This window comes from Variovorax beijingensis (genome assembly GCF_003951285.1).
GTDB lineage: Bacteria > Pseudomonadota > Gammaproteobacteria > Burkholderiales > Burkholderiaceae_C > Variovorax > Variovorax beijingensis.
The window spans coordinates 260,576-282,654 of record NZ_RXFQ01000008.1; the positions used below are offsets into that span (position 1 = coordinate 260,576).

8 protein-coding genes are annotated in these 22,079 nt (G+C 70.9%); all 8 read left to right on the forward strand.

The features are described 5' to 3' along the window. The 8 genes from EJO66_RS16390 (at position 1) to EJO66_RS16425 (ending at position 22,074) form a co-directional block, all read left to right on the forward strand. Positions 1–561, forward strand: coding sequence for an RNA polymerase sigma factor (locus tag EJO66_RS16390; RefSeq protein WP_124959626.1), 561 nt, complete (start codon positions 1–3; stop codon positions 559–561). Further along, on the forward strand, positions 551–1,540 hold the full coding sequence (locus EJO66_RS16395) for a FecR family protein (protein WP_124959627.1): 990 nt from the start codon (positions 551–553) through the stop codon (positions 1,538–1,540). The genes EJO66_RS16390 and EJO66_RS16395 overlap by 11 nt, the downstream gene beginning before the upstream one ends. Before the next feature lie 153 nt (positions 1,541–1,693). Then, on the forward strand, positions 1,694–15,394 hold the full coding sequence (locus EJO66_RS16400) for a filamentous haemagglutinin family protein (RefSeq protein ID WP_164547842.1): 13,701 nt from the start codon (positions 1,694–1,696) through the stop codon (positions 15,392–15,394). Positions 15,395–15,592: 198 nt separating this feature from the next. Continuing rightward, positions 15,593–17,209 (forward strand): ShlB/FhaC/HecB family hemolysin secretion/activation protein, encoded by a 1,617-nt coding sequence (locus EJO66_RS16405; protein WP_240648584.1) that lies wholly within the window; start codon positions 15,593–15,595, stop codon positions 17,207–17,209. Positions 17,210–17,280: 71 nt separating this feature from the next. Beyond that, positions 17,281–19,086: a DUF2341 domain-containing protein gene (locus EJO66_RS16410; protein ID WP_124959630.1), complete on the forward strand. Its 1,806-nt coding sequence runs from the start codon at positions 17,281–17,283 to the stop codon at positions 19,084–19,086. A 12-nt stretch (positions 19,087–19,098) separates the two neighbouring features. Further along, the gene (locus EJO66_RS16415; protein WP_125965608.1) at positions 19,099–19,512 is read left to right on the forward strand and encodes an ExbD/TolR family protein; all 414 of its coding nucleotides are present in this window, start codon (positions 19,099–19,101) and stop codon (positions 19,510–19,512) included. 10 nt (positions 19,513–19,522) lie between these two features. Further along, positions 19,523–20,221: an energy transducer TonB gene (locus EJO66_RS16420; protein ID WP_125965609.1), complete on the forward strand. Its 699-nt coding sequence runs from the start codon at positions 19,523–19,525 to the stop codon at positions 20,219–20,221. Between the two features lie 68 nt (positions 20,222–20,289). Beyond that, the gene (locus EJO66_RS16425) at positions 20,290–22,074 is read left to right on the forward strand and encodes a putative porin (protein WP_125965610.1); all 1,785 of its coding nucleotides are present in this window, start codon (positions 20,290–20,292) and stop codon (positions 22,072–22,074) included. Positions 22,075–22,079: the final 5 nt, after the last annotated feature.

The following is a 22,079-nucleotide window of genomic DNA, read 5'->3' on the forward strand; positions in this document are numbered from 1 at the left end:
ATGCCCGATTCGGTCAAGGCCACCCTGCGCGCGCTGTTCCTCGCGCGCTATGCGCAGTTCAGGAAGCACCTGCAGATCCGGCTCGGCTCGGAAGACCTGGCCAACGACGCACTGCAGGAGGCCTACCTGCGCGTGGAGAGCACCAACGTGCGCAGTGCCGTGCGCTATCCCTCGGCCTATCTGTTCCGCATTGCGCTCAACGTGGCGGAAGACCAGCGCAAGAGCAATTCGCGGCTGCTGAGCGTGGGCGAGGTCGAGGCGCTCTACGACATGGCCGACGAGATGGCCGACCCGGCGCGCGGCGCCGAGGCCCGCAACGAGCTGGAGGCACTGGAGCGTGCGCTGGCCGAGCTGCCGCGCCGACGCCGCGCCATCGTGCTGGCCGCGCGCGTGGACGAGATGCCGCACAAGGACATCGCGGCGCGCTACGGCGTGTCGGCGCGCACGGTCGAGAAGGAACTGCGCGCCGGCCTGGAGCATTGCTGCGAGCGGCTGGGAAGAGATTTTGTCCAGCGCTTCGGTCCCGGCGCCGGAAAACAGTCTAAGCGTGATGGCAGCTGAACAACCCCGAGAATCCGCCGAGGCCGAAGCCACCCTGCAGCGCGAAGCGCAGGCCTGGGTGGTGCGGCTGGGCTCGCACCAGGCGACGCAAGAGGACGCACAGGCCTTTCGCCTCTGGTGCGCGCAGAGCCGCGCGCATGCGACCGCCTTCACGCAAGCCCGCGAAGTCTGGAAGGCGATGGCGCCGGCCGCGCTGCACGTGCGCCGGCAGGAACAGCGCGGCGCGGACGGGCGCATGCCCGTCGCGGGCCGCCGCGCACTGCTGGGCGGGGCCGTGGCGGCTTCGGTCGCGTACCTTGCGGTGTCGCCGCCGCTCGGGCTGTGGGCTTCGGTCACGGAATGGGGCGCCGACTATCGCACCGGCACCGGCGAGCAACGCGAGGTGGCCATGGCCGATGGCGCGGTGCTGCAGATGAACACGCAGACGCGCGTCAACCTGCAGCCCGGAACCGGCGGCGGCGAGGGCATCGAGCTGCTGGCCGGCGAGGCCGAGGTGCTGACCGGCGCCTCGGCCGTGGCGCGCGTGACCGTGTCGGCCGCGGGCGGCACGGTGTCGGCGATGCGGGCACGTTTCAATATCCGCAACCTGGATGGCGAGGTGTGCGTCACCTGCCTGTCGGGCCAGGTCGAGGTGGCTCGCGGCGAACGTCAGGTGCGGCTCGATGAAGGCCGGCAATTGCGCTACGGCTCCGCGGGGTTGGGGACGGCCGCGCCGGTGGACACCGGACCTGTCAGCGCATGGCGGCGCCGGCAGCTGGTGTTCAACGAAGTGCCGCTCGCCGAGGTGGTGGCTGAAGTCAACCGCTACCGGCATGGCCGGCTCGTGCTCACCAGCGAGGCGCTGGGCCGCAGCAGGGTGCAGGCGAGCTTCTCGATCGACCGGCTCGACGACGTCGCCTTCCTGGTGCGCGACGTGTATGGCGCCGAGCTCACGCAGCTGCCGGGCGGCATCGTGCTGCTGGGCCTTGCAAAGGCCTGAGGCCGGCACCGCCTGTGTGAAGTTTTCGTGACATGGTGCAGTCGCGGTGGGGCTTCGCTGTCATAGCTCGGTAGACCACGGGCCGCCCGACTTCCGGGCGGGCCTCGTGGCAGCGATCGAGCAATGAAGAAACACGAACCCATGGAAGTCCGCATGCAACGCAGCAGCACGGTGTCCCGGCGCAACACGAATTCATCCTTCTCCTTTCCGGAGGTCCGGCTCACACCGCTGGTCCATGCCATCGCGCTGATGCTGGCCGCCGGCGCCGCGGCCTCCGGCGCGCATGCGCAGCAGGCCTTCAGCGGCGCATGGATGGCGCAGAAGAACATGGCGCAAAACGCCGCCATCGCCACCGGCCGGCTGCCCAATGGCATGCCCGCATCGGCGCTCACCAGCCCGCAGGCCCAGCAGCAGCGCGCGAACGAGCAGCTTCAGCGCTCCATCGGCAACCTGAACCTTGCCGCACGCGGTATCGCGGCGCAGCAGGCCGCGCAGGAGGCTGCACGGCGCGCGGCGCTCGCGAGCGGGTCGAGCGTGCCGGACGGCCTGGCCGAGGGCGGCCTGCGGGTCGACACGGCCAGCCTCACGGCCGGCTGGGCGAACGCGAATGCACCGGTGCAGACGACACAGCCCGACGGCCGCACGCAGGTCACGGTCACGCAAACCGGCGAGCGCGCGATCCTGAACTGGGAAAGCTTCAACGTCGGGCGCAACACCACGCTCCGGTTCGAGCAGCAACCGAGCTGGGCGGTGCTCAACCGCGTCAACGACCCGAAGGCGCGCCCCTCGCAGATCCAGGGGCAGATCCAGGCAGACGGCACGGTGATGGTCGTCAACCGCAACGGCATCGTGTTCAGCGGCGGCAGCCAGGTGAACACACGCAACCTGCTGGCCTCGGCCGTGGGCATGACGGATGCGCAGTTCAATCGCGGCCTCTACAGCCAGGCGCTGGGCACGGGCCATGTGCCCACGCTGGCCAACGACCTGGCGGCGACGCCCACGAGCTCGTCGAACGGCAACGCCACCGCCGACGTGATCGTCGAGGCGGGCGCGCGCATCGAGACGCGCAGGCCGCAATCCGTGACCGAGGGCGGCGGCTATGTGCTGCTGGCCGGGCGCGAGGCGCACAACCGCGGCACCATCATCACGCCGGGCGGGCAGACCACGCTGGCGGCCGGCGACAGCTTCGTGATCCGCAGGGGGCTGGGCACCGACGGCAACCAGCAGTCGAGCACGCGCGGCAACGAAGTGATCGTGGCGCGCAACGAGGGCAGCAGTGCCGGCCGGGTATCGAACACAGGCCTCATCCAGGCGCTGACCGGCGACATCACCCTGACCGGCCACACGGTCGAGCAAGCGGGTGTGCTGGTGTCGAGCACCAGCGTCAACACGCGCGGCACGCTGCACCTGAGCGCGGCCGGCGATGCGGATGCGCGCGTCACGCTGGCACCCGGCAGCGTCAGCGCGGTACTGCTCGATGAGAGCAATGCCACCGCGCTCGACGTGCAGCGCGACACGCTCGTGAAGGAGTCGGTCGTCCTCTCGGACGGCGCCTACAACCGGCGCGACCAGTCGCTGGTGCAGATCGCCTCCAGCGGCGACGTGGCGTTCGACGCCGATTCAATGACGCTGGCCACCGGCGGGCAGGTCAACGTGAATGCGGCGCGCCGCATCCAGCTGGCCGACCGCGCAGCCATCGACGTCGCGGGCGCGGTGGGCGTGAGCGTGGCCATGGCGTCGAACAACGTCGAGGTCAACGTCCAGGGCAATGAGCAGCGCGATGCGCCGGGCAACCGCGACAGCAGGAACCTCAACAATGCCAACCTCTGGATCGACCGCCGCTATCTGGTGCGCGTGCCCGCCGGCACCAACGGCTATGCGACCGACCGCTGGTACACGGGCGGCGGGCTGCTCGAGGTCAGCGGCTACCTGAACACCGGCGGCCACGGCATCGGCGAATGGGCGGCCTCCGGCGGCACCGTGGCCTTCGGCGGCGGCGAGCTGGTGGCGCGCGCGGGCTCGGCCATCAACGTCTCGGGCGGTTCGCTCGACGTGCAGACCGGCATGCTCAAGCAGAGCTGGCTCAAGGGCAAGGACGGCCGGCTCTACAACCTTTCGAGCGCGCCCGGCGACATGCTCTACGACGGCGTGTACCGCGGCTTCGAGAGTCCGCACGAGCGCTGGGGCAAGAACACCACCGAGTTCTTCTACAACCCGCTGATCGCCCCGCGAGAGCGGCTCGAGAACGGCTACACCGTGGGCCGCGACGCGGGCCGCGTCATCGTCGGCACCAAGTCGGCGGTGCTCGAAGGCCACATCGAGGCCACGGTGTTCCAGGGCGATCGCCAGCGCAACGCGCCGGACGCCGGGCTCGACGGCTACCGGCAGTCCCAGGTCGCGGCGCCGCGCGCGGGCCAACTGGTCATCGGGCAGTTGCAGCCTGCGCTCGATTCCGGCACCGGCATGCTGCGCGACAGCCCGCAAGCCGCGGCCGAGCGCATCGACATCGGCGCGGTGCAGCGCATCGCACACGGCCTGCAGCTCGACGACGCGCTGCCCGCGGAACTCGAAGGCAAGATCGGCATCGACGCGGACTGGCTCAACGGCCTGCGTCTCGGGAACTTCAGGGCCTATGCGCAGGGCGGCATCAGCGTGGATGCCGACATGGCCGTGGGCAACGGGGGCAGCATCGCGTTGCATGCGACGCAGGTCGACGTCAACGCAAACCTCTCCGCGCGCGGCGGCAGCATTGCGCTCGGCAACATGGTCGGCCGCCTGCAGACCGGCAGCACCACCAACTGGCTCGACCAGCCCATTGCAGCGGCGCTGCCCGAAGGCTACACGCCGGGCGTGACGGTGGCCCGCGGCGTCACCCTCGACACGCGCGGCCTGTGGACCAACCTGCGCACCAACCCGACGGACATCGGCGGCCTGCCGTACATGAACGGCGGCAGCGTTTCCATTGCCAGCACGGGCGACCTGCGGCTGCACGCCGGCTCGGTGATCGACACTTCCTCGGGGGCGGCCCTGATGGCGGACGCCTCGATGCAGGGCGGGCGCGGCGGCGACATCACGCTGCGCTCGAGCCAGGACGACAGCACCGGCCGCGGCGCGGGCGCGCTGCTGCTCGATGGCGAACTGCGCGGCCACGGCTTCAAGGGCGGCGGCACGCTGACGCTCGACACCGGCATCGGCATTGCGATCGGCGGCGGCCTGCTCGCCCAGCCGGGGCAGCTGTCGGCGGGCGAGGCGGTGCCGGTGCACCTCACGCTGGCCGAGGCCTTCACCATCCCCGCGGGCACCGTGCTGCCGCAGGATTTCAGCTACATCGCCAACACGGTGGCGCCGGGCGAGGCGCTGAAGGTGGCGCCGATGTTCACCGCCGCGCGCAGCTACACGGTGGCCGCCGACTGGGTGGTGCCGGCCGCGACAGTGGCCTGGGAATACGTCTACGTCACCGCCAGGAGCGGCACCCTCTACCCGAGCGGCAGCACCGTGCCGGCGGGCACCGAGCTGGTCAATATCAGCGGCAAGATGGCGCCTGGCTACGTGGTGCCCGCCGATGCATTCCCCAACGGCATGCCCGTGCCCGACTACACCGCCACGGTGGCCGCGGGCACGCCCTTCAGCCGCGAGGTGGTGCTGGGCGAGGGCGCGCTGCTGATGGCCGGCAACCGGCTGCCGACCGACGTGGCGGTCAAGCCGCTGCTGGTGCTCGACGACAGCCTGTTCCGCAACGGCTTCTCGCGCTATGCCGTGACTGCGCAGCAGGGCGTGCAGGTGGCCAACGGCGCGCGCATCGACGTGGCCATGCCCGTGCTGCGCGCGGACCCCGCCGCTGCGCTTGCCACGGCGACCGGCACCGACCCGGCGGCGGTGCTGCAGCCCTGGCTGCCGCCGCTGTGGCAGGAAGATCCGCGCAAGGGCGTGCTGACGCAGCGCGCCGGCGCCGACCTGGCGCTCACTGCGGGTTCGGTCTACAGCCAGGCACCGCTGATCGTGGGCCATGGCTCTGCGATCTCGGTCGACCCGGGCCGCTCGCTCACCCTCACGGGCAACGGGCAAATCACCATCGATGGCACGCTCAACGCCTGGGGCGGGCGCATCGGCGTGCTGCCCGGGAGCTTCGGCACCGGCGACGACGCGAACCGGCCGTCCGGCGCAGCCAACGCCACGTCGATCTGGATCGGCGACGACGCCGTGCTCGACGCCGCCGGCCGGGCCACCACCGCCGTCGATTCGCGCGGGCGCGTCTACGGCCATGTCGGGGAGGGCGGGCGCATCGAGATCGGCGCGGCCTACGTCGCCGATGCACGCCAGGTCGACGCGGCCGACGCCTTCGTGGTGCTGCGGCCCGGTGCGCGGCTCGATGCATCGGGCGCGTCCGCACGGCTCGACCTGCCGGGGCGCGGCGCGATCGACGTGGCCACCGATGGCGGCGTGATCTCGCTGAGCTCCTACCGCGGGCTCTTCCTGGACGGCGACATGCGTGCCGCGGCCGGCGGCGCGGGTGCGGCCGGCGGCACGCTGGCGCTGAATCTCGAGACGCCGAATTACGGCGTGGTCGGCCGGCAGGACCTGAAGGGCATCAACGTCGACGACGCGGTGCGCGTGGCGCGCGAACTGGTGCTTGCGCAGGTGCAGGGCGAGAGCGGGCTCTCGGCCGAACTCGCGCCTGGCGAGCGCGAGGCCGCGCTGGCCTATGGCCGCGCACGCATCGGCGTGGACCGCATCGGCGCGGGCGGTTTCGACAATCTCTCGCTCATGGCCAACGGCCTGGTGAGCTTCGACGGCAACGTCGACCTGCGCCTGGGCCAGAGCCTGCGCCTCACGGCCAGCGCGATGGGCCTCACCGAAGACAGCAGCGCGGGCACGCAGGTCCGCCTTGCCGCGCCCTCGATCCGGCTGGCCGGCAGCACGCGCGGCCAGGCCGAGAGCTACATCATGCCGAACCCGGTGCGTGGCTCGCAGAACAGTGGCGCCGGTGCCGGCGCCCTCGGCCTGCCGCTGGTGGCCGAGGGCTCGGGCCTCGCACTCGACGCGCAGCTCATCGACATCGTCGGCCAGGTCAACATGGGCGCACGCGGCACCATCGTGCAGAACGCGGGCGATGCGCTGAAGGTCGAGCGCACCGCCTTCGACCGGATCGTGATGCGCGCTGGCGGCGACCTGCGCCTGTCGCAGGCGGCGGCGTTCTACACGCCCGGCAGCCTCAAGCTCGCGGCCTCGCAGATCTACCCCGCCATGAACGACAGCGGCAGCTTCGTCGTGGGAGAGCGCGGCGCGTTCAACGAAGCCGGTACGCTGCAGCGCGAGTTCGACCCCGCGCGCAGCCTGGACATCGAGCGCATCGATCCCTCGGCTGCGCTGCCCGCGCAGCCGTACTCGGTGTTCGGCCGCCTGAGCTTTGCCGCGGCCACCGTGAACCAGGGCGGCGTGGTGCGCGCGCCGCTGGGCGAGATCGTGCTCGGCGCGGTCGCGGCCCCCGTGCTCTCGGGGGAGATCAACCTGCTGCCCGGCAGCGTCACATCGGTCAGCGCCAACGGCCTCACCATGCCCTACGGCGGCACGCTCGACGGGCTGAGCTACGTGCATGACGGCAAGGACGTGGTGTGGAAGGGCGTGGGCAACGACCCCTCGGTCACGCTGGCCGCGCACGCGGTGAATGTGCAGCAAGGCGCCGTGCTCGATCTGAGCGGCGGCGGCGAGCTCACGGGCGCCGCGTTCCTCGTGGGCCGCGGCGGCTCGACCGACGCGCGCATGAATCCGCTGGTGCAGACCAGCGCGCGCGGCAGCTTCACCTTGCCGGGCCTGGCCACCAACCCGGTGTACGCCATCGTGCCCGGCGCACAGGCCGGCTACGCACCGCTGGTCAACGAGCACGGCGCGGGCGACCCGGCGCTGGGCCGACAGATCACTATAGGTGCGGGCGTGCCGGGCCTGCCCGCAGGCACCTACACGCTGCTGCCTTCCACCTTCGCGCTGCTGCCTGGCGCCTTCCGCGTCGAACTCAACGGCCTGGCGCCGAACCTCCCGCCCGCGGGCGTGACGGTACCCATGCGCAACGGCTCCTACGCGGCCGCCGCGCAGTTCGGCACGGCAGGCACTGCCATCCGCGACACGCTGCCGACTCAGGTCTTCCTGACCCCGGCCGACACGCTGCGCAGCTATTCGCAATACAACGAGACCAGCTACGCCAGCTTCGCGATCGCGCAGGCCGAGCGCAACGGCGTGCCGCGGCCGCTGCTGGAGCGCGATGCCAAGATGCTGCGCTTCGATCTGGCCGCGCCCGAGCGGCTCGGCGCCATTGGCGAGGCCCCCGCACTGCGCTTTGCCGGCCAGGTGGACTACACGCCGGCGACCGGCGGTTTCGGCGGCAGTGCGCTGCTGGTGGGCGGCTACCGCATGGACTACGAACTGCTGGCCGACGGCGCCGCGCCCACGCCGGGCTTCACTGGCGTTTCGTTGCACGCCAGTGCGCTCAATGCGATCGGTGCACCGCGCCTGGGCATCGGGGGCCTGCCGAGCGCGGCCTACACGGACTACACCGGCAGTTCGCAGCGCGCCAACATCGCACGCTTCCTCACGGGAGCCGGCAGCATCGTGCTGCGCGAAGGCGCGGTGCTGCGTGCCGGCGAGGTCTACCTCGTCACCAACACCAAGGCCGGCGGCATCGTGGTCGAGCAGGGCGCGGGCATCAACACGCTGGGCCGCGGCCGTGCGGCCTGGGACTCCAGGGACGGCTTCGTCTATGTACCGGGCACGGCCAGCGTGCTGGCGGTGTCCAACGGCTGGCTCGACCTGCTGGCGCCCGAATTCAGCAGGTCGCCCGACGACGGCGGGGGCCGCATCGACATCGGCGCCTGCGCCACCGGTTCGCTGTGCCAGGGCATCACGCAGCTCTATTCCGAAGGCACCATTGCGGCCTCCACCGACCAGAGTTTCGAGCTGCGCGACGCGGCGCGCTACGGCACGCGCAACCTTGTGCTGTCGGTGGGCGGCATCAATGTCGGCAGCGAGGCCGCGCTGGCCGATGCGGCCACGCGCAACGCACTGCCGCCGGGTCTCACGCTGAACCAGGGCATCCTCGACCGGCTGCTGCGCGGCGACACCTCGAGCGGCGCGCCTGCACTCGAGAACCTGGTGCTGACTGCGCGCGACGCCGTCAACTTCTACGACTCGGTCGAACTCTCGACCATCGATCCGGCCACCGGCCGCTCGTCGCTCGAACGGCTGGTGCTCGGCGCGCCGGCCATCTACGGCGCGGGCGATGCCAATGCGCTGGCCCGTATCCACACCGGCATCCTGGTGTGGAACGGCGCCACCACGCCGCCGGGACTGGTGGCCACGGGCGGTGCGGGCACGGGCAGCGGGCGGCTGCAGATCGACGCCAACCAGATCGAATTCGGCTACGGTCCCGGCAGCCGGCCCGACACCATCCACGGCATGGATCGGCTGATCCTCGGCTTCGGCGATGTGGTGTTCAACGCCAGCGAGCGCATCACGTCCAATCACACGGGCTCGCTCTCTGTGCACCAGTCCCAGGGCGCCTGGGACGATGCCTTGAAGGGCTACGCCTTCACCGGCGGCAACCTGCGCATCCAGACGCCGCTGCTGACCGGCCAGGCCGGCTCGGTCAACAAGATCAAGGCGGGTGGCGACATCGTGCTCGCGGCACCGGCCGGCGGAGCGGCGCCTGCGCTCCAGGGGCAGGCACTGGCCGAGGCCCTCGGTGCCGAGATCGGCCTCGACGCCGGCGGCAACCTCACGCTGGACAGCCGCATCGCGCTACCGAGCGGCAAGCTCACGGCCTCGGCCGGGCGCGACCTGCGGCTGGAGGATGGCGCGCAGCTGGACCTCGCGGGCCGCCGGATCGACTTCTTCGACGTGCCCAAGTACAGCTGGGGCGGCGACGCGATCCTTGAAAGCCGCGGGGGCGACGTGCGGCAGTCGGCCGGCTCGCGCATCGACCTGTCGGCCGAGCAGAACCGTGCGGGCAAGCTCACGGTGCTGGCATTGGGCGAGGGTGCCGGCACGGTCGCGCTGCACGGCACCATCGCGGGCGCGAGCAGCGGCGGGTACGACGCGGGCGGCACGCGCGTGCCGTACGCGGCCGGCGGCGCCGACATCCGCGGCCAGCACATCGACGACTTCGCGGGGCTGAACCGCCGCCTCACCGAAGGCGGCGTCATCGGCAGCCGCAGCTTCCAGCTCAAGCAGGGCGACCTGGCTGTGGGCGACGAACTCAGGGCGCGCGAGATCAGCGTGTCGGTGGACGGCGGCCGGCTCACCGTCAACGGCACGGTGGACACGAGCGGCGAGCAGGCCGGCAGCATCCGCCTGGCCGCGCGCAACGGCGTCACCATCGGCGGCGCGGCCGTGCTCGACGCGCACAGCCGCGTGCTGCGCACCGACAGCTATGGCCAGGTCATCGAGGCGCCGAACCGCGCCATGATCGAGATCGATGCGGGCAGCGGCCGCCTCGTGCTGGAGAGCGGCGCGCGCATGGATGTGCGCGCCGGCACCGACGGCACGGCACAGGCGCTTGGCACGGTGGAACTCAGCGCGCAGCGGCTGGGCGGTGCGCGCGGCAACGACATCGCCATCGACGCCGGCGGCCAGGTGCGCATCGACGGCGCGCGCGCCGTCACCGTCAACGGCTTCTGGACCTACAAGGACGCGGAACCCGGCACCGACGCCGCGGCCGATGGCCGTCCCTACCAGGTGGTGAACCAGGCCTACCTCGACGCCAAGCATGCCGACAGCGTGGCCTTCATGGGCAACGTGCGCGGCAACGGCGATCTGATGAACACGCGGCTCGCGGGGTTGCGCGCCTACGGCGACGCCTTCCACCTGCGCCCCGGCGTGGCCATCGTGAGTGCCACGCCCGATGGCGACCTGCACATCGACGGCGACATCGACCTGTCGGGCCACCGCTATGCGAGCGTGAACCCGCACACGCAGCAGACCGGCGTGCACGGCTCCGGCGAAGCGGGCGCGCTGGTGCTGCGCGCCGGCGGCAACCTCAATGTGTACGGCAGCATCACCGACGGCTTCGACACCTCGGCGCTGCAGCCGACGCCGAGCGATCGCGGCTGGGTGCTCATCAAGGGCCGCGTGCCCTGGGGCGGCGACGTGGTGGTGCCGCGCGGCGACATGGTCGAACTGGCCGAGGGCACCTTCTTCCAGCCGGGCCGCACGCTCAACTACGCGCTGCCGATGCAGGCCATGGGCCTCAGGGCCGGCACCGTGCTGGCCACTGCCGCCACGCTCACCGCCGACTTCGTGCTGCCCGTGGGCACGGTGCTCGGCGGTGCGGTGCGCGATGCGGCCGGCAACGTGCTGCATGCCGCAGGCACGGTGCTGGCGCAGGCCGTCACGCTGCGCGCCGGCATGAAGCTCGACGCCGGCAACCGGCTGCCGGGCGATGCCCGCGTGGCAGCCATGACCTGGCCGGCCGGCGTGCCGCTGCCGTTCCCGCCCGGCGCCATCAACGACACGCCCAGCCCCGACTACAACGGCGACGGCCTGCCCGACCAGCCGGCCAACGGGGTGATCCTCGCCGGCTCGCTCAAGCTGGCCAAGGGCGCCGTGGTGCCCGCAGAAACCCTGGTGAAGCTGCCGGGCGACGTGGACTTCGTCAACCTGCGTCCGGCCGGTGCCGGCGGCGACCAGGGCCGCAACTTGGCGCTCGCGCCGATGCTGGCCGAAGGTTCGCAGTCGTGGTCGATGCGGCTCGTGGCCGGCGCCGACACCCAGGCCGCGGACAGCCGCGCGCTGCGTGCGCGCCGAACCAGCGGCCAACTGCTGCTGGCCGACACGCACTACGGCATGGGCAGCGGCCTCGCGCTGCAGCTGCCCACGCCGGGGGTGCCCGGGCAGTTCTACTGGATGGGCGACTCGCTCAACCAGATCGGCTATGCGCCCGGCACGCTCATCAATCTCGACGAATGGGGCGGCGAAGAGGCTGTGCTCGCGATCAACGATTGGGGCCTCGGCAATCTCGTGACCTGGGCGCCCGAAGGCGAGCAGCCCAAGACCGTGCCGCTGCCGGCCACGCAGCAGCTCTTCAGCGTGCTGCGCACCGGCACCGGCGACCTCGACCTGCTCGCGGGCGGCGACTTCACGATGAGCTCGCCCTACGGCGTGTACACCGCGGGCACACAGGCCAAGGGCGTTGCCGCGGCCTACAACCTGCCGCGCGCCCGGGCCGACGACACCGTGCTCGGCGCCGACGGCGCAGCGTACGAGCCCTTCGTCGACGGCGGTGCGCAAAGCCTCTACCGCGCCTGGTATCCGGAGCACGGCGGCAACGTGCTGGTGCGTGCGCAGGGCGACGTGCGCGGCGACCTGATCGGCAGGCCGGGCAACCAGGTACGCACCGACGCCATCGGGGTCATCCGCCCGATGGGCGCGAGCACCGACGTGGGCAACTGGCTGTGGCGCCAGGGCACCGGCAGCGCGGTGGCCGGCGCCGAGGGTGTGCCCACCGCATGGTGGATCAACTTCGGCAGCTACGTGCCCGGCCCGAGCACCGCCTACGACCTGTTCGGCACCGTGCCGTTCATGACGGGCTTCACCGGCATCGGCACGCTCGGCGGCGGCAACCTCGTGCTCGAGGCCGGCGGCGACGCCGGCATGCTGACCCGGCGCATGGACCTGGCCGGCAACTTCGTGCCGCGCAGCACCGGCCTCAACCTGGTGGTGGGCAGCACCGGCCGCGTCTCGGCCGACGGCGGGCAACTTGCGCTCACGGGCGGCGGCGACCTGGACGTGCGCATCGGCGGCGGGCTCAATCCGGTGGCCGAATTGCGCGCGTTCCCGAACAGCGCCGAGATCACGCCGCAGACCACCTACAAGGGCGCACGCCCCGACCTCAACAGCACCTTCGTCAACCTGCGCGGCGCATTGCGCATGCAGGCCGGCTCGGTCGGCGGCATCGAGCTGCGCTTCGACCGCGCCGACCCCGAGGAGTCGCGCGCCTACCAGGTCTACACCGCCACCTCGTCGATCGCGGGCGGCGGGCCCATGCTGGTGCCGGGCGATGCCGCGGTGCAGATCGACGCGCGCGGCGACCTGGTGCTGGGCAGCGTGGCCGATGCCGGCCGCGTGGCGCAGTTCAACAACGGCACGCCGTTCGTGGGCGAAGGCGTGCAGCGCCCGGGCGACGGCTACAGCTGGTTCTCGCTGTGGACCCCGGCCAGCGGCATCGACCTGTTCAGCGCGGGCGGCAACCTGGCGCCGTCGAGCGCCATCGCCGGCTATCGCGATCGCGGCGACGCCCAGCCGACCGACGGCCGCTTCGTGATGCCTTCGATGTTCCGCGCGGTCGCGGCCAGCGGCAGTCTCTACTACGGCAACTCGATCACCGGCACCGTGGACGGCACCAACAAGCCGGTGCAGCCGGGCACCGGCGTCATGCTGGCGCCCCCGCCGGCAGGGCCGCAGTTCGCCCACGCGGGCGCGGGCCAGCTCGAGCTCATGGCGGGCGATTCGGTCTATGCCGGGGGCTACAGCTTCACGCAGTCGGGCGCCGACCCGGCCGACCTGCCGACCCCGTTCAACCCCGGCTTCAGCGGCAGCCTGGAGCAAACGTGGTTCGGCATGCGCAAGCTCAGCAACGTGAGCCCCGATGCGCTCGCGCCCACCGTCTTTCTCAACCCCTTCCGACCAGGCGAAGGCAACCAGGTCTACCCGCTGTTCAGCCTCGGATCGCCGAGCGTGTCGGGCCACAGCGTGCCCGGCCAGCAGCCGGCGCGCTTCTACGCGCTCGAGGGCGACCTGATCGGCGTGCGCACGGGCTCTGTCGTCTACCGCGGCCGGGGCAGCAGCATCGGTGTCCCCGGCGAGCTGCCCACCTGGTACGAAGGCGGCGGACCGGTGGCGCTGCGCGCGGGGCGCGACATCGTCAACGCCGGCAACGGCCTGGGCGAGTACGAGGAGGCGCCGGTCGGCGCGCTCGGCTGGACCACCCAGATCAACCGCGCCGATGCCAGCGCGCCGCTGAAGCCGGTCTCGGTCGAACTCGGCAGCGCGCGCGGCAACCTGATCGTGCACAACAACCCGGACGACGTCTCGGTGGTGTCCGCAGGGCGCGATGTGCGCTACAGCAGCTTCTACGTGGCGGGCCCCGGGCTGCTCGAAGTGACGGCCGGGCGCGATCTGTACATGGCCGACAAGGCCGAGCTCAAGAGCATCGGCGCGGTCGCGAAGAACGCCGCGCCGGGCGAGCGCAGCAGCGGCGCGGGCATTGCCGTGGCCGCGGGCGTGGGTACCCGGGGGCTCGACTTCTCGGCCTTTGCGGCGCGCTACCTGGACCCCGCGAACCTGGCCGACGCGGGCCGGCCGCTGGCCGACCAGCCCGGCAAGGCCGTGGCGGTGTACAGCGGGCGTCTCACGCTCGCGCAATGGCTGCAGGAACAGTTCGGCTATGGCGGCGGCGAGGCCGGTGCGCCGGCCTACCTTGCGGACAAGCAGGCCGAGATCGACCGCGCACGCGCCGCGGACGCCGCCTCCGGCAGCGGGGCGCCCAGCCGCGACCTGCAGCGCGAGTACGCCCAGCGCAGCCAGCTGCACCTGGTCAACTGGCTCGAGGAGCGCTTCGGCGATGGCAAGCGCAATGGCCTGGGCCTGCGCTTCGACGCTGCCTCGATGGACGCACGCGCCTTCTTCGCGGGGCTGCCGGCCGAGCAGCAGCGCACCTTCCTGCGCCCGGTGTACTACGCCGAACTCAAAGCCGCCGGCCGCGAGTACAACGCCGCGGGCGGACCGCGCGAGGGCAGCTACCTGCGCGGGCGCGAAGCCATCGCCACGCTGTTCCCGACGCACGACGCGAAGGGCCGGGCGATCGACTACCAGGGCGATCTGACGATGTTCAGCAGTGCGCTCTACTACGAGGACCGCGTGAACTCCGTGCCCACGACGCGGCCGAAGCCCGGCGTGAAGTACATCACCGAGGCGGAGTGGATCGCCCTCGGCCGGCCCACCTACGCCACGCCGTACTACCAGGTGCAGGACGCGGGCATCCATACCGACTTCGGCGGCGACATCCGCGTGATGGTGCCGGGCGGGCGCACGCTGGTGGGCGTGGACGGCGGCTTCGTGCCGGGCGAGGGCTCGGGTGTGCTCACGCAGGGCACGGGCGACATCGAGATCTTCTCCAACGGCAGCATCCTGCTGGGCCAGAGCCGGGTCTTCACCACCTTCGGCGGCAACATCCTCGCGTGGTCCGCGCAGGGCGACATCAATGCGGGCCGCGGCTCCAAGTCGACCGTGGTCTACACGCCGCAACGGCGCGTCTACGACGACGTGGGCCTGGTGACGCTGTCGCCGACCACGCCCAACACCGGCGCGGGCATTGCCACGCTGAACCCGGTGCCCGAGGTGCCGCCGGGCGACATCGACCTGATCGCGCCGCTGGGCACCATCGATGCGGGCGAGGCCGGCATCCGTGTCTCGGGCAACGTGAACCTGGCGGCACTGCGCGTGGTGAACGCGGAGAACATCCAGGTGAAGGGCGAGGCCGTGGGCATTCCGGTGGTGGCGGCGGTGAATGTGGGCGCGCTCTCCAATGCCAGCGCGGCAGCGTCGCAGGCCGCCACCGCCGCGCAGGATGCGGTGCAGCGCGAGCGCGCGGCGCAGCGGCAGGCGCTGCCCTCGGTGTTCACGGTGCGCGTGCTGGGCTTCGGGAACGAAGGGGCGGGCGAGGGCGGCAACAGCAGCGCGCCGCCCCCCCGGGACTCGCGCGCCGCCTACGACCCGCAGGGCGTGGTGCAGGTGCTCGGCGCCGGCACGCTGACGGCCGCGCAGATGCAGTCGCTGACTCCGGGCGAACGCGGCGGGCTCGAGCGCTGAGCGACCGGCGCCGCGAACCGCGACCCAAGGCCTCCCGCAGGGGAGGCCTTTTTTCTTGATGAAGTTTTCGTGACAAACAGCAGTCGTTGCGTACGCCACGCGTCTAGGTAACGGTACGCAGCAGCGACATGAAGGCTCTCCATCATGAGCCGCTGCAAGCGAGCTTCATCCTTGAGAACCGAGCTGTAAATGCATGACATGAAGAAGAACGGCCCACCGATGTGCTGGAGAGCGGTGTGGCTGGCAGTGATGGCATTGGGCGCCCCGGCGGCGGCCTTGGCCCAGGCGTCCCCGCCCGCGAGCGCGGCCACCGCCGAACCGGCCCGCAAGGTCGACATTGCCGAGTACATCGTCCGCGGCAACACCGTGCTGGATGCCCGCGCCATCGAGAAGGCGGTCACGCCGTTCCTCGGGCCCGAGCGCACGCTGAAGGACGTGGAGGCCGCGCGCGATGCGCTGCTCGCGGCCTACCAGGCGGCGGGCTACCAGTCGGTGTACGTCGACCTGCCCGAGCAGCAGGTGACGCAGGGCGTGGTGTTCCTGCAGGTCAACGAGACCCGCGTGGGCCGCGTGCGCGTGGTGGGCGCGGAATACAACTCGCCGCTCGACGTGCGCGACCAGGTGCCGGCGCTGAAGGAGGGCGGCGTGCCCGACTTCAACAAGGCCCAGACCGAGCTCGCCGCGCTCAACCGCAGCCCCCGGCGGCAGGTGATGCCGCTGGTGCGCCAGGGCGCGATGCCGGGCACCATGGACGTCGACCTCAAGGTCCAGGACTCGAGCCCGTGGCGCGCCAGCCTCGGCCTCAACAACGACTACAGCGCCGACACGCGCAAGCTGCGCGCCACCGCCTCGCTGGGCCACGACAACCTCTGGCAGCTGGGCCACAGCGCCTCCATCAGCTTCTTCGGCGCGCCGCAGGACCTCAGCCAGACCCAGGTGATCTCGGCCTCGTATGCCGCGCCGCTGCCGGGCACCAACTGGAGCCTGGAGGCCAGCGCCTTCGTGTCCGACAGCAACGTGGCCACGGTGGGCGGCACCGACGTGCTCGGCAAGGGCCACTCGATCGGCCTGAAGGCCACCTACACCGTGCCCAGTGCTGGCAATTGGTGGCACGCGTTCAGCGTCGGCGTCGACTTCAAGAACAACAAGGAGGCGCTGAGCCTGAACGGCAGCGCCGACACCGTGCCGCTCAAGTACGCGCCGATCACTCTGTCGTACACGGGCTTTCGGCAATCGGACAAGAGCCAGTACGGCGTGGGCATTTCGCTGGTGGTGGGCACCAGCAGCTCGTTCAAGTACGGCAGCGACTGGGCCGCGTTCGACTACGAGCGCTACAAGGCCTCGCCGAGCTTCATGGTGCTGAAGACCGATCTCAACGGCACGCATACCTTCGACGGCGGCCAGCAGGTGGCCTTCCGCTTCAACGGCCAGATGACCGATTCGCCGCTGGTGTCGAGCGAGCAGATCGCCGGCGGCGGCATGAACTCGGTGCGCGGCTATCTCTCGGCCGAAGCCACCGGCGACTACGGCGTGGTCGGCTCGCTCGAACTGCGCAGCCAGCCGCTGACCTTCCTTGGCAGCACGGTCGAGAACTGGCGCGTCTATGCCTTCGCCGATGCGGCGCGGCTGCGCCTGAAGAGCCCGCTGCCCGAGCAGGACGACCGCTTCTCGCTGTACTCGGTGGGCCTGGGCACCACCTTCAAGGTGGGGCAGTACCTCGCGGGGCGCGTCGACATCGGCTATCCGCTGGTCGACGGTCCGCGCACGAAGAAGCACGACACGCGCGTGAATTTCAGCCTCACCGCGAGCTACTGATTTCCGCCGCCCCGAATTTCCATTTCCTTCATTTCTTGTCTCTCTCTACGAGCTTTCCGGAGAACCCTGTCATGCGACGCATCCTTTTCATCGTGCTCACGCTGCTGAGCACGCTCCTGCCGGGCCTGGCCCATGCCTGGTGGCAAGCCGAGTGGTCCTACCGCAAACCCGTCACCATCGACGGCGGCCCGCAGGCCGGGGCCATCGGCAGCGACGCCGGCCGCGTGCCGGTGCTGGTTCGCCTGCACACGGGCAACTTCAAGTTCGAGGGCGTGAGCGAGACCGGCGCCGACCTGCGCTTTGTCGCAGCCGACGACAAGACCGTGCTGAACCACCAGATCGAGCAGTTCGATCCGCTGCTGGGCATGGCGCTCATCTGGGTCGACGTGCCCAACGTCTCGGCAGGAACGCCTCAGAAGCTGTGGATGTACTACGGCAACCCGAAGGCTCCCGCATCGGGCAACGGCCAGCGCAGCTTCGACCCCGACTACACGCTGGTCTACCACTTCGCCGAAGCCGCCGTGCCGCCGCGCGACACCACGGCCTACGGCAACAACGGCCAGACCGCGGCCGTGCCGGTCGAGGGCACGGTGATCGGCAAGGGCGCCCAGCTGGGCAGCGGCCCACTGATGCTGCCCGCGACGCCATCGCTCGCCGTGCAGGCGGGCGGCGCGCTGACGTTCTCGGCCTGGGTCCGTCCCGACCAGCTCGGCGCGCGCCAGGCGATCTATGCGCGCCGCGACGGCGCCGGCGAGTTCGTCGTCGGCATCGACCAGGGCGTGCCCTTCGTGCAGGTCAACGGCCAGCGCAGCGCGCCCGGCCAGCCGATCCAGGCCGGCCAATGGTCGCACCTGGCCGTCAAGGCCGAGGGCGAGAGCATGGCGCTGTACGTGGGCGGCCGGCCCACGGTGTCGCTGGCAGCCCGGATGCCGGCGCTGAACACCGCGGGTGCCCTTGGCGCCGACGCCCCGGCAGCCACGCCCGCTGCGCAAGGTGCGCAGGCTGCCGCTGCCTTCGCGCCGTTCAATGGCGCGATCGACGAAGTGCGGTTCTCGAAGGTGGCGCGCGCCGACGCGCTGCTGCTGGCCGATGCGGTGTCGCAGGGTGCCGAGTCGCGCCTCACCGTGTTCGGTGCCGACGAGCAGCAGGCCGGCAAGAGCCACTTCGGCTTCATCCTGGCCGCGATGCCGCTGGACGCCTGGGTCGTCGTGGGCCTGCTGGGCCTGATGATGGTGCTGTCGTGGGCCATCATGATCGGCAAGGGCCGCAGCTATGGCGCCACCTCGCGCGCCAACGCGGCCTTCATCGAGCACTTCCGCGAAGCCGCCGGCGCGCCGCTCGACCGCCTGGCCGTGAGCAACACGGTGCCGCAGGAGGTGCGTGCCGACTCGTCGCTGTGGCGCCTGTACGAAGTGGCCATCGACGAGATGCGCCGCCGCCACGACCGCGGCTACGACCTGAGTGCCGTCTCGAGCGCCACCATCGGCGCCATCCGAGCCGCCATGGACGGCGTGATGGTGCGCGAGACCGAGCGCATGTCCAAGCGCATGAACTGGCTTTCCACCACCATCGAGGGCGCGCCCTACGTGGGCCTCTTCGGCACCGTGATCGGCATCATGCTGGTGTTCGTGGTCGCTGCAATGGCCGGCGCGGTGGACATCAACTCGGTGGCCCCCGGCATGGCGGCCGCGCTGCTGTGTACCGCGGCCGGCCTGGGCGTCGCGATTCCGGCGCTGTTCGGCTACAACTGGCTCGCTTCGCGCTCGGACGCCATCGGCGCCGACATGGCCGTGTTCGTCGACGAGTTCGTCACGCGCCTGGCGGAAGAGCAGGGCGAGGGCCGCTCGCTGCCGGTGGCTGTCGCCAAGCGCGCCTGAGGCCGCAACGCCATGGCAAACAGTGCAGCCAAGTTCGCCGTGCGCAAGCGCACGGGCGGCATCAACATCACGCCCTTCGTCGACGTGCTGCTGGTGGTGCTGGTGATCTTCATCCTCACCAGCAACGCCAGCATCCCGGGCATCAAGGTCGACCTGCCGAAGGCCAGCGCCTCCGTCGCGCTGGAGAAGCCCAAGACCAAGGCCATCACCATCGACAACGCGGGCAACGTGTTCCTCGACGCCTATCCGGTGACGCTGCCGGAGCTCGAAGAACGCCTGCGCACCGAGAAGGCGCTCGCGCCGGACTTTCCGGTGATCGTGCGCGGCGATGCCAGCGTGCAGTACGCCAAGGTGATCGACGTGCTCGACCTGCTGCGCCGCATCGAGCTGAACCAGATCGGCCTCGTGACCGGCAAGCAGAAGTGAGGGGCGGAGCGTGAAACCTCGCGATCCGACTTCCGGACTCTGGCGCCGCTGGGGCGGGGTGGTCATCGGCCTGGCGATCCTTGCCGCGCTGGTGGCCCTGGTCTGGCATCTGCTGTCCGACACCGCAAGCACCAAGCGCGTGGTGGCCGACGCGCCGATGCTGATGCTGCCACCCCCGCCGCCGCCGCCGCCGGAGCCCGAGAAGCTGCCCGAGCCAGAGCCGGAAAAGATCAAGCCCGAAGTGGTCGAGCGCGAGCCCAAGCCGGTCGAGCCGCTGGAGCCGCCCAAGGACGATGCGCCGCCCAGTCCGTCGAAGGACCTGGGCGACCCGGTGACCATGGACAGCGCCGCGCAAGCAGGCAACGACGCCTTCGGCATCCAGGCCGGCAGCGGCGGCGGCATGAGCGGCACCGGTGCCGGCGGCGGCCTGGGCAGCGGCTCGTATGCGCGCTATGTATCAAGCCTCCTGCAGCAGGCCCTGTCGCGCGACCCGCGCACGCGCCAACTGGTGTTCGACGACATCCAGATCGACCTGTGGCTTGGGGCCGACGGCAAGACCACGCGGGTCCAGCTGGTGCGCGGCACCGGCACCAGCGATATCGACGACACCGTGCTCGCGCTGATCCGCAACCTCGACCGGGTCGACGAGAAGCCGCCGGCTTCGCTGCGCTTTCCGATGCGCGTGTCCATGAAGGGGCGCCGGCCATGACCGAAGCGGCCACCACCGCGGCCCGTGCCGACACCCTGCCAGTCCCATTCAATCCTGTGAACGAAGCGATGAACCATCTCAACAACATCCAGAGCCGGGGCGCGATGCCGACCCTGCGCAAATGCGCGCTTGCGGCGGCCGTGGCCTCCGTGTTCGTCTTCGCGGCCGCGAGCGCCCAGGCGCAGGCCGCCGTCCCTGCCGAAACCGCCATGGTCAAGCTGATCCGCGGCCTGATCCAGAGCGGCACGCTCGCCAAGGACGTGGGCGAGGCGCTGCTGGCCCAGGCCCAGACCGAAGCCATGGCCGCGCAGCAGGCGCAGCGCACGGCGGCCTCCGCCACGGCCGCGTCGGCGAGCACCGCCGGCGGCGTGCGGCTCGAGGCGGGCGACGTGCGCGTGCCCTACATCTCGCAGACCGTGCGCGACCAGATCCGCGACGAGGTCAAGGCGCAGGTGATGGCCCAGGCCAAGGACGAGGGCTGGGCCGCCCCCAACGAAACACCCGAGTGGAGCAAGCGCATCCGCGTGGAGGGCGACGTGCGCGTGCGCAACGAGTCGCGCAGCTACGCGGGCAACAACAGCAACATCGAGATCAACTGGCCCGAGCTCAACAGGGGCAGCGGCTACGACGTCAACCCGAACACCAACCTCGCGCTGCCCTCGATCCTCAACACCCGGCAGGACCGCCGCAACCTCTTTCGCGCCCGTGCGCGCCTCGGCGTGTACGCCGACCTTTCGGAGAACACCAAGGCCGGCGTGCGCCTGGCCTCGGGCAGCGACGAGAGCCCGGTCTCGACCACCCAGACGCTGGGCGGTGGCCTCGGCAAGAAGAGCGTGTGGCTCGACCAGATGTGGATCTCGCACAAGCCGGTGGATTGGCTGACCGTGACGGCCGGCCGCTTCGGCAACCCGTTCATGGCGACCGACCTGCTGTACTCCAGCGACCTGAACTTCGACGGCATCGCTGCACAATTCGAGAAGAAGCTGGCGTCCAACAAGGACCTCTCTCTCTTCGGCACGCTCGGGCTGATCCCGCTCGAATACTCGTCCGACAATTCGCCGAGCCGCAGCCAGGACAAGGCGAAGAGCGAGAACAAGTGGCTGCTCGGCGCGCAGTTCGGCGCCGACTGGAAGATCGACGACGACAACCGCGTGCGCGGCGCGCTCGCCTACTACAACTTCCGCAACATCAGCGGCCAGGTGTCGCAGCCCTGCGCGCTCTACGCCGGTGCCGACGGCTGCAGCACCGACTGGTCGCGCCCGGCCTTCATGCAGAAGGGCAACACGCTCATGCTGCTGCGCGACATCTCGCTCGATCCGCTCAATCCGGCGGGCACGCCGCAGCCGCAATACGTGGGCCTGGCGTCGAAGTTCCGCCTGATCGACCTGAACCTGCGCTGGGACACCGCGGTGGCGGGCAACAACCTGCGCCTGGACGCCAACTTCGTGCGCAATACCGCCTACGACGCGAACGACATCTGGAACCGCGCGGGCATCCGCGGCGCCATCGTCAACAACTTCGGCGCCACCGGCGGCACGGCGAAGAGCGACTTCAGGAGCGGCGGCAATGCCTACATGCTGCAGGCCACCTACGGCAAGCCGGCCCCGGCCGCGCGCGGCGACTGGAACGTGCTCGCGGGCTACAAGCGCATCGAGCCCGATGCAATGCCCGACGGCTACAACGACTCGACCTTCCACGGCGGCGGCACCAACGCGCGCGGCTACTTCCTGGGCGGCTCGTATGCGATCGACAAGAACATGTGGTTCACCGGCCGCTGGATCTCGACCAAGGAAGTCTATGGACCGCCGCTGTCGATCGACACCCTGCAGCTCGAATTCAATGCGCGTTTCTAAGGAGG

Bases quoted from the DNA above. Each gene is read 5' to 3' on its own strand.
- EJO66_RS16410 (WP_124959630.1), top strand. From the start codon at position 17,281: ATGCGACGCATCCTTTTCATCGTGCTCACGCTGCTGAGCACGCTCCTG.
- EJO66_RS16415 (WP_125965608.1), top strand. From the start codon at position 19,099: ATGGCAAACAGTGCAGCCAAGTTCGCCGTGCGCAAGCGCACGGGCGGC.
- EJO66_RS16400 (WP_164547842.1), top strand. From the start codon at position 1,694: ATGCAACGCAGCAGCACGGTGTCCCGGCGCAACACGAATTCATCCTTC.
- EJO66_RS16390 (WP_124959626.1), top strand. From the start codon at position 1: ATGCCCGATTCGGTCAAGGCCACCCTGCGCGCGCTGTTCCTCGCGCGC.
- EJO66_RS16425 (WP_125965610.1), top strand. From the start codon at position 20,290: ATGAACCATCTCAACAACATCCAGAGCCGGGGCGCGATGCCGACCCTG.
- EJO66_RS16405 (WP_240648584.1), top strand. From the start codon at position 15,593: ATGAAGAAGAACGGCCCACCGATGTGCTGGAGAGCGGTGTGGCTGGCA.
- EJO66_RS16395 (WP_124959627.1), top strand. From the start codon at position 551: ATGGCAGCTGAACAACCCCGAGAATCCGCCGAGGCCGAAGCCACCCTG.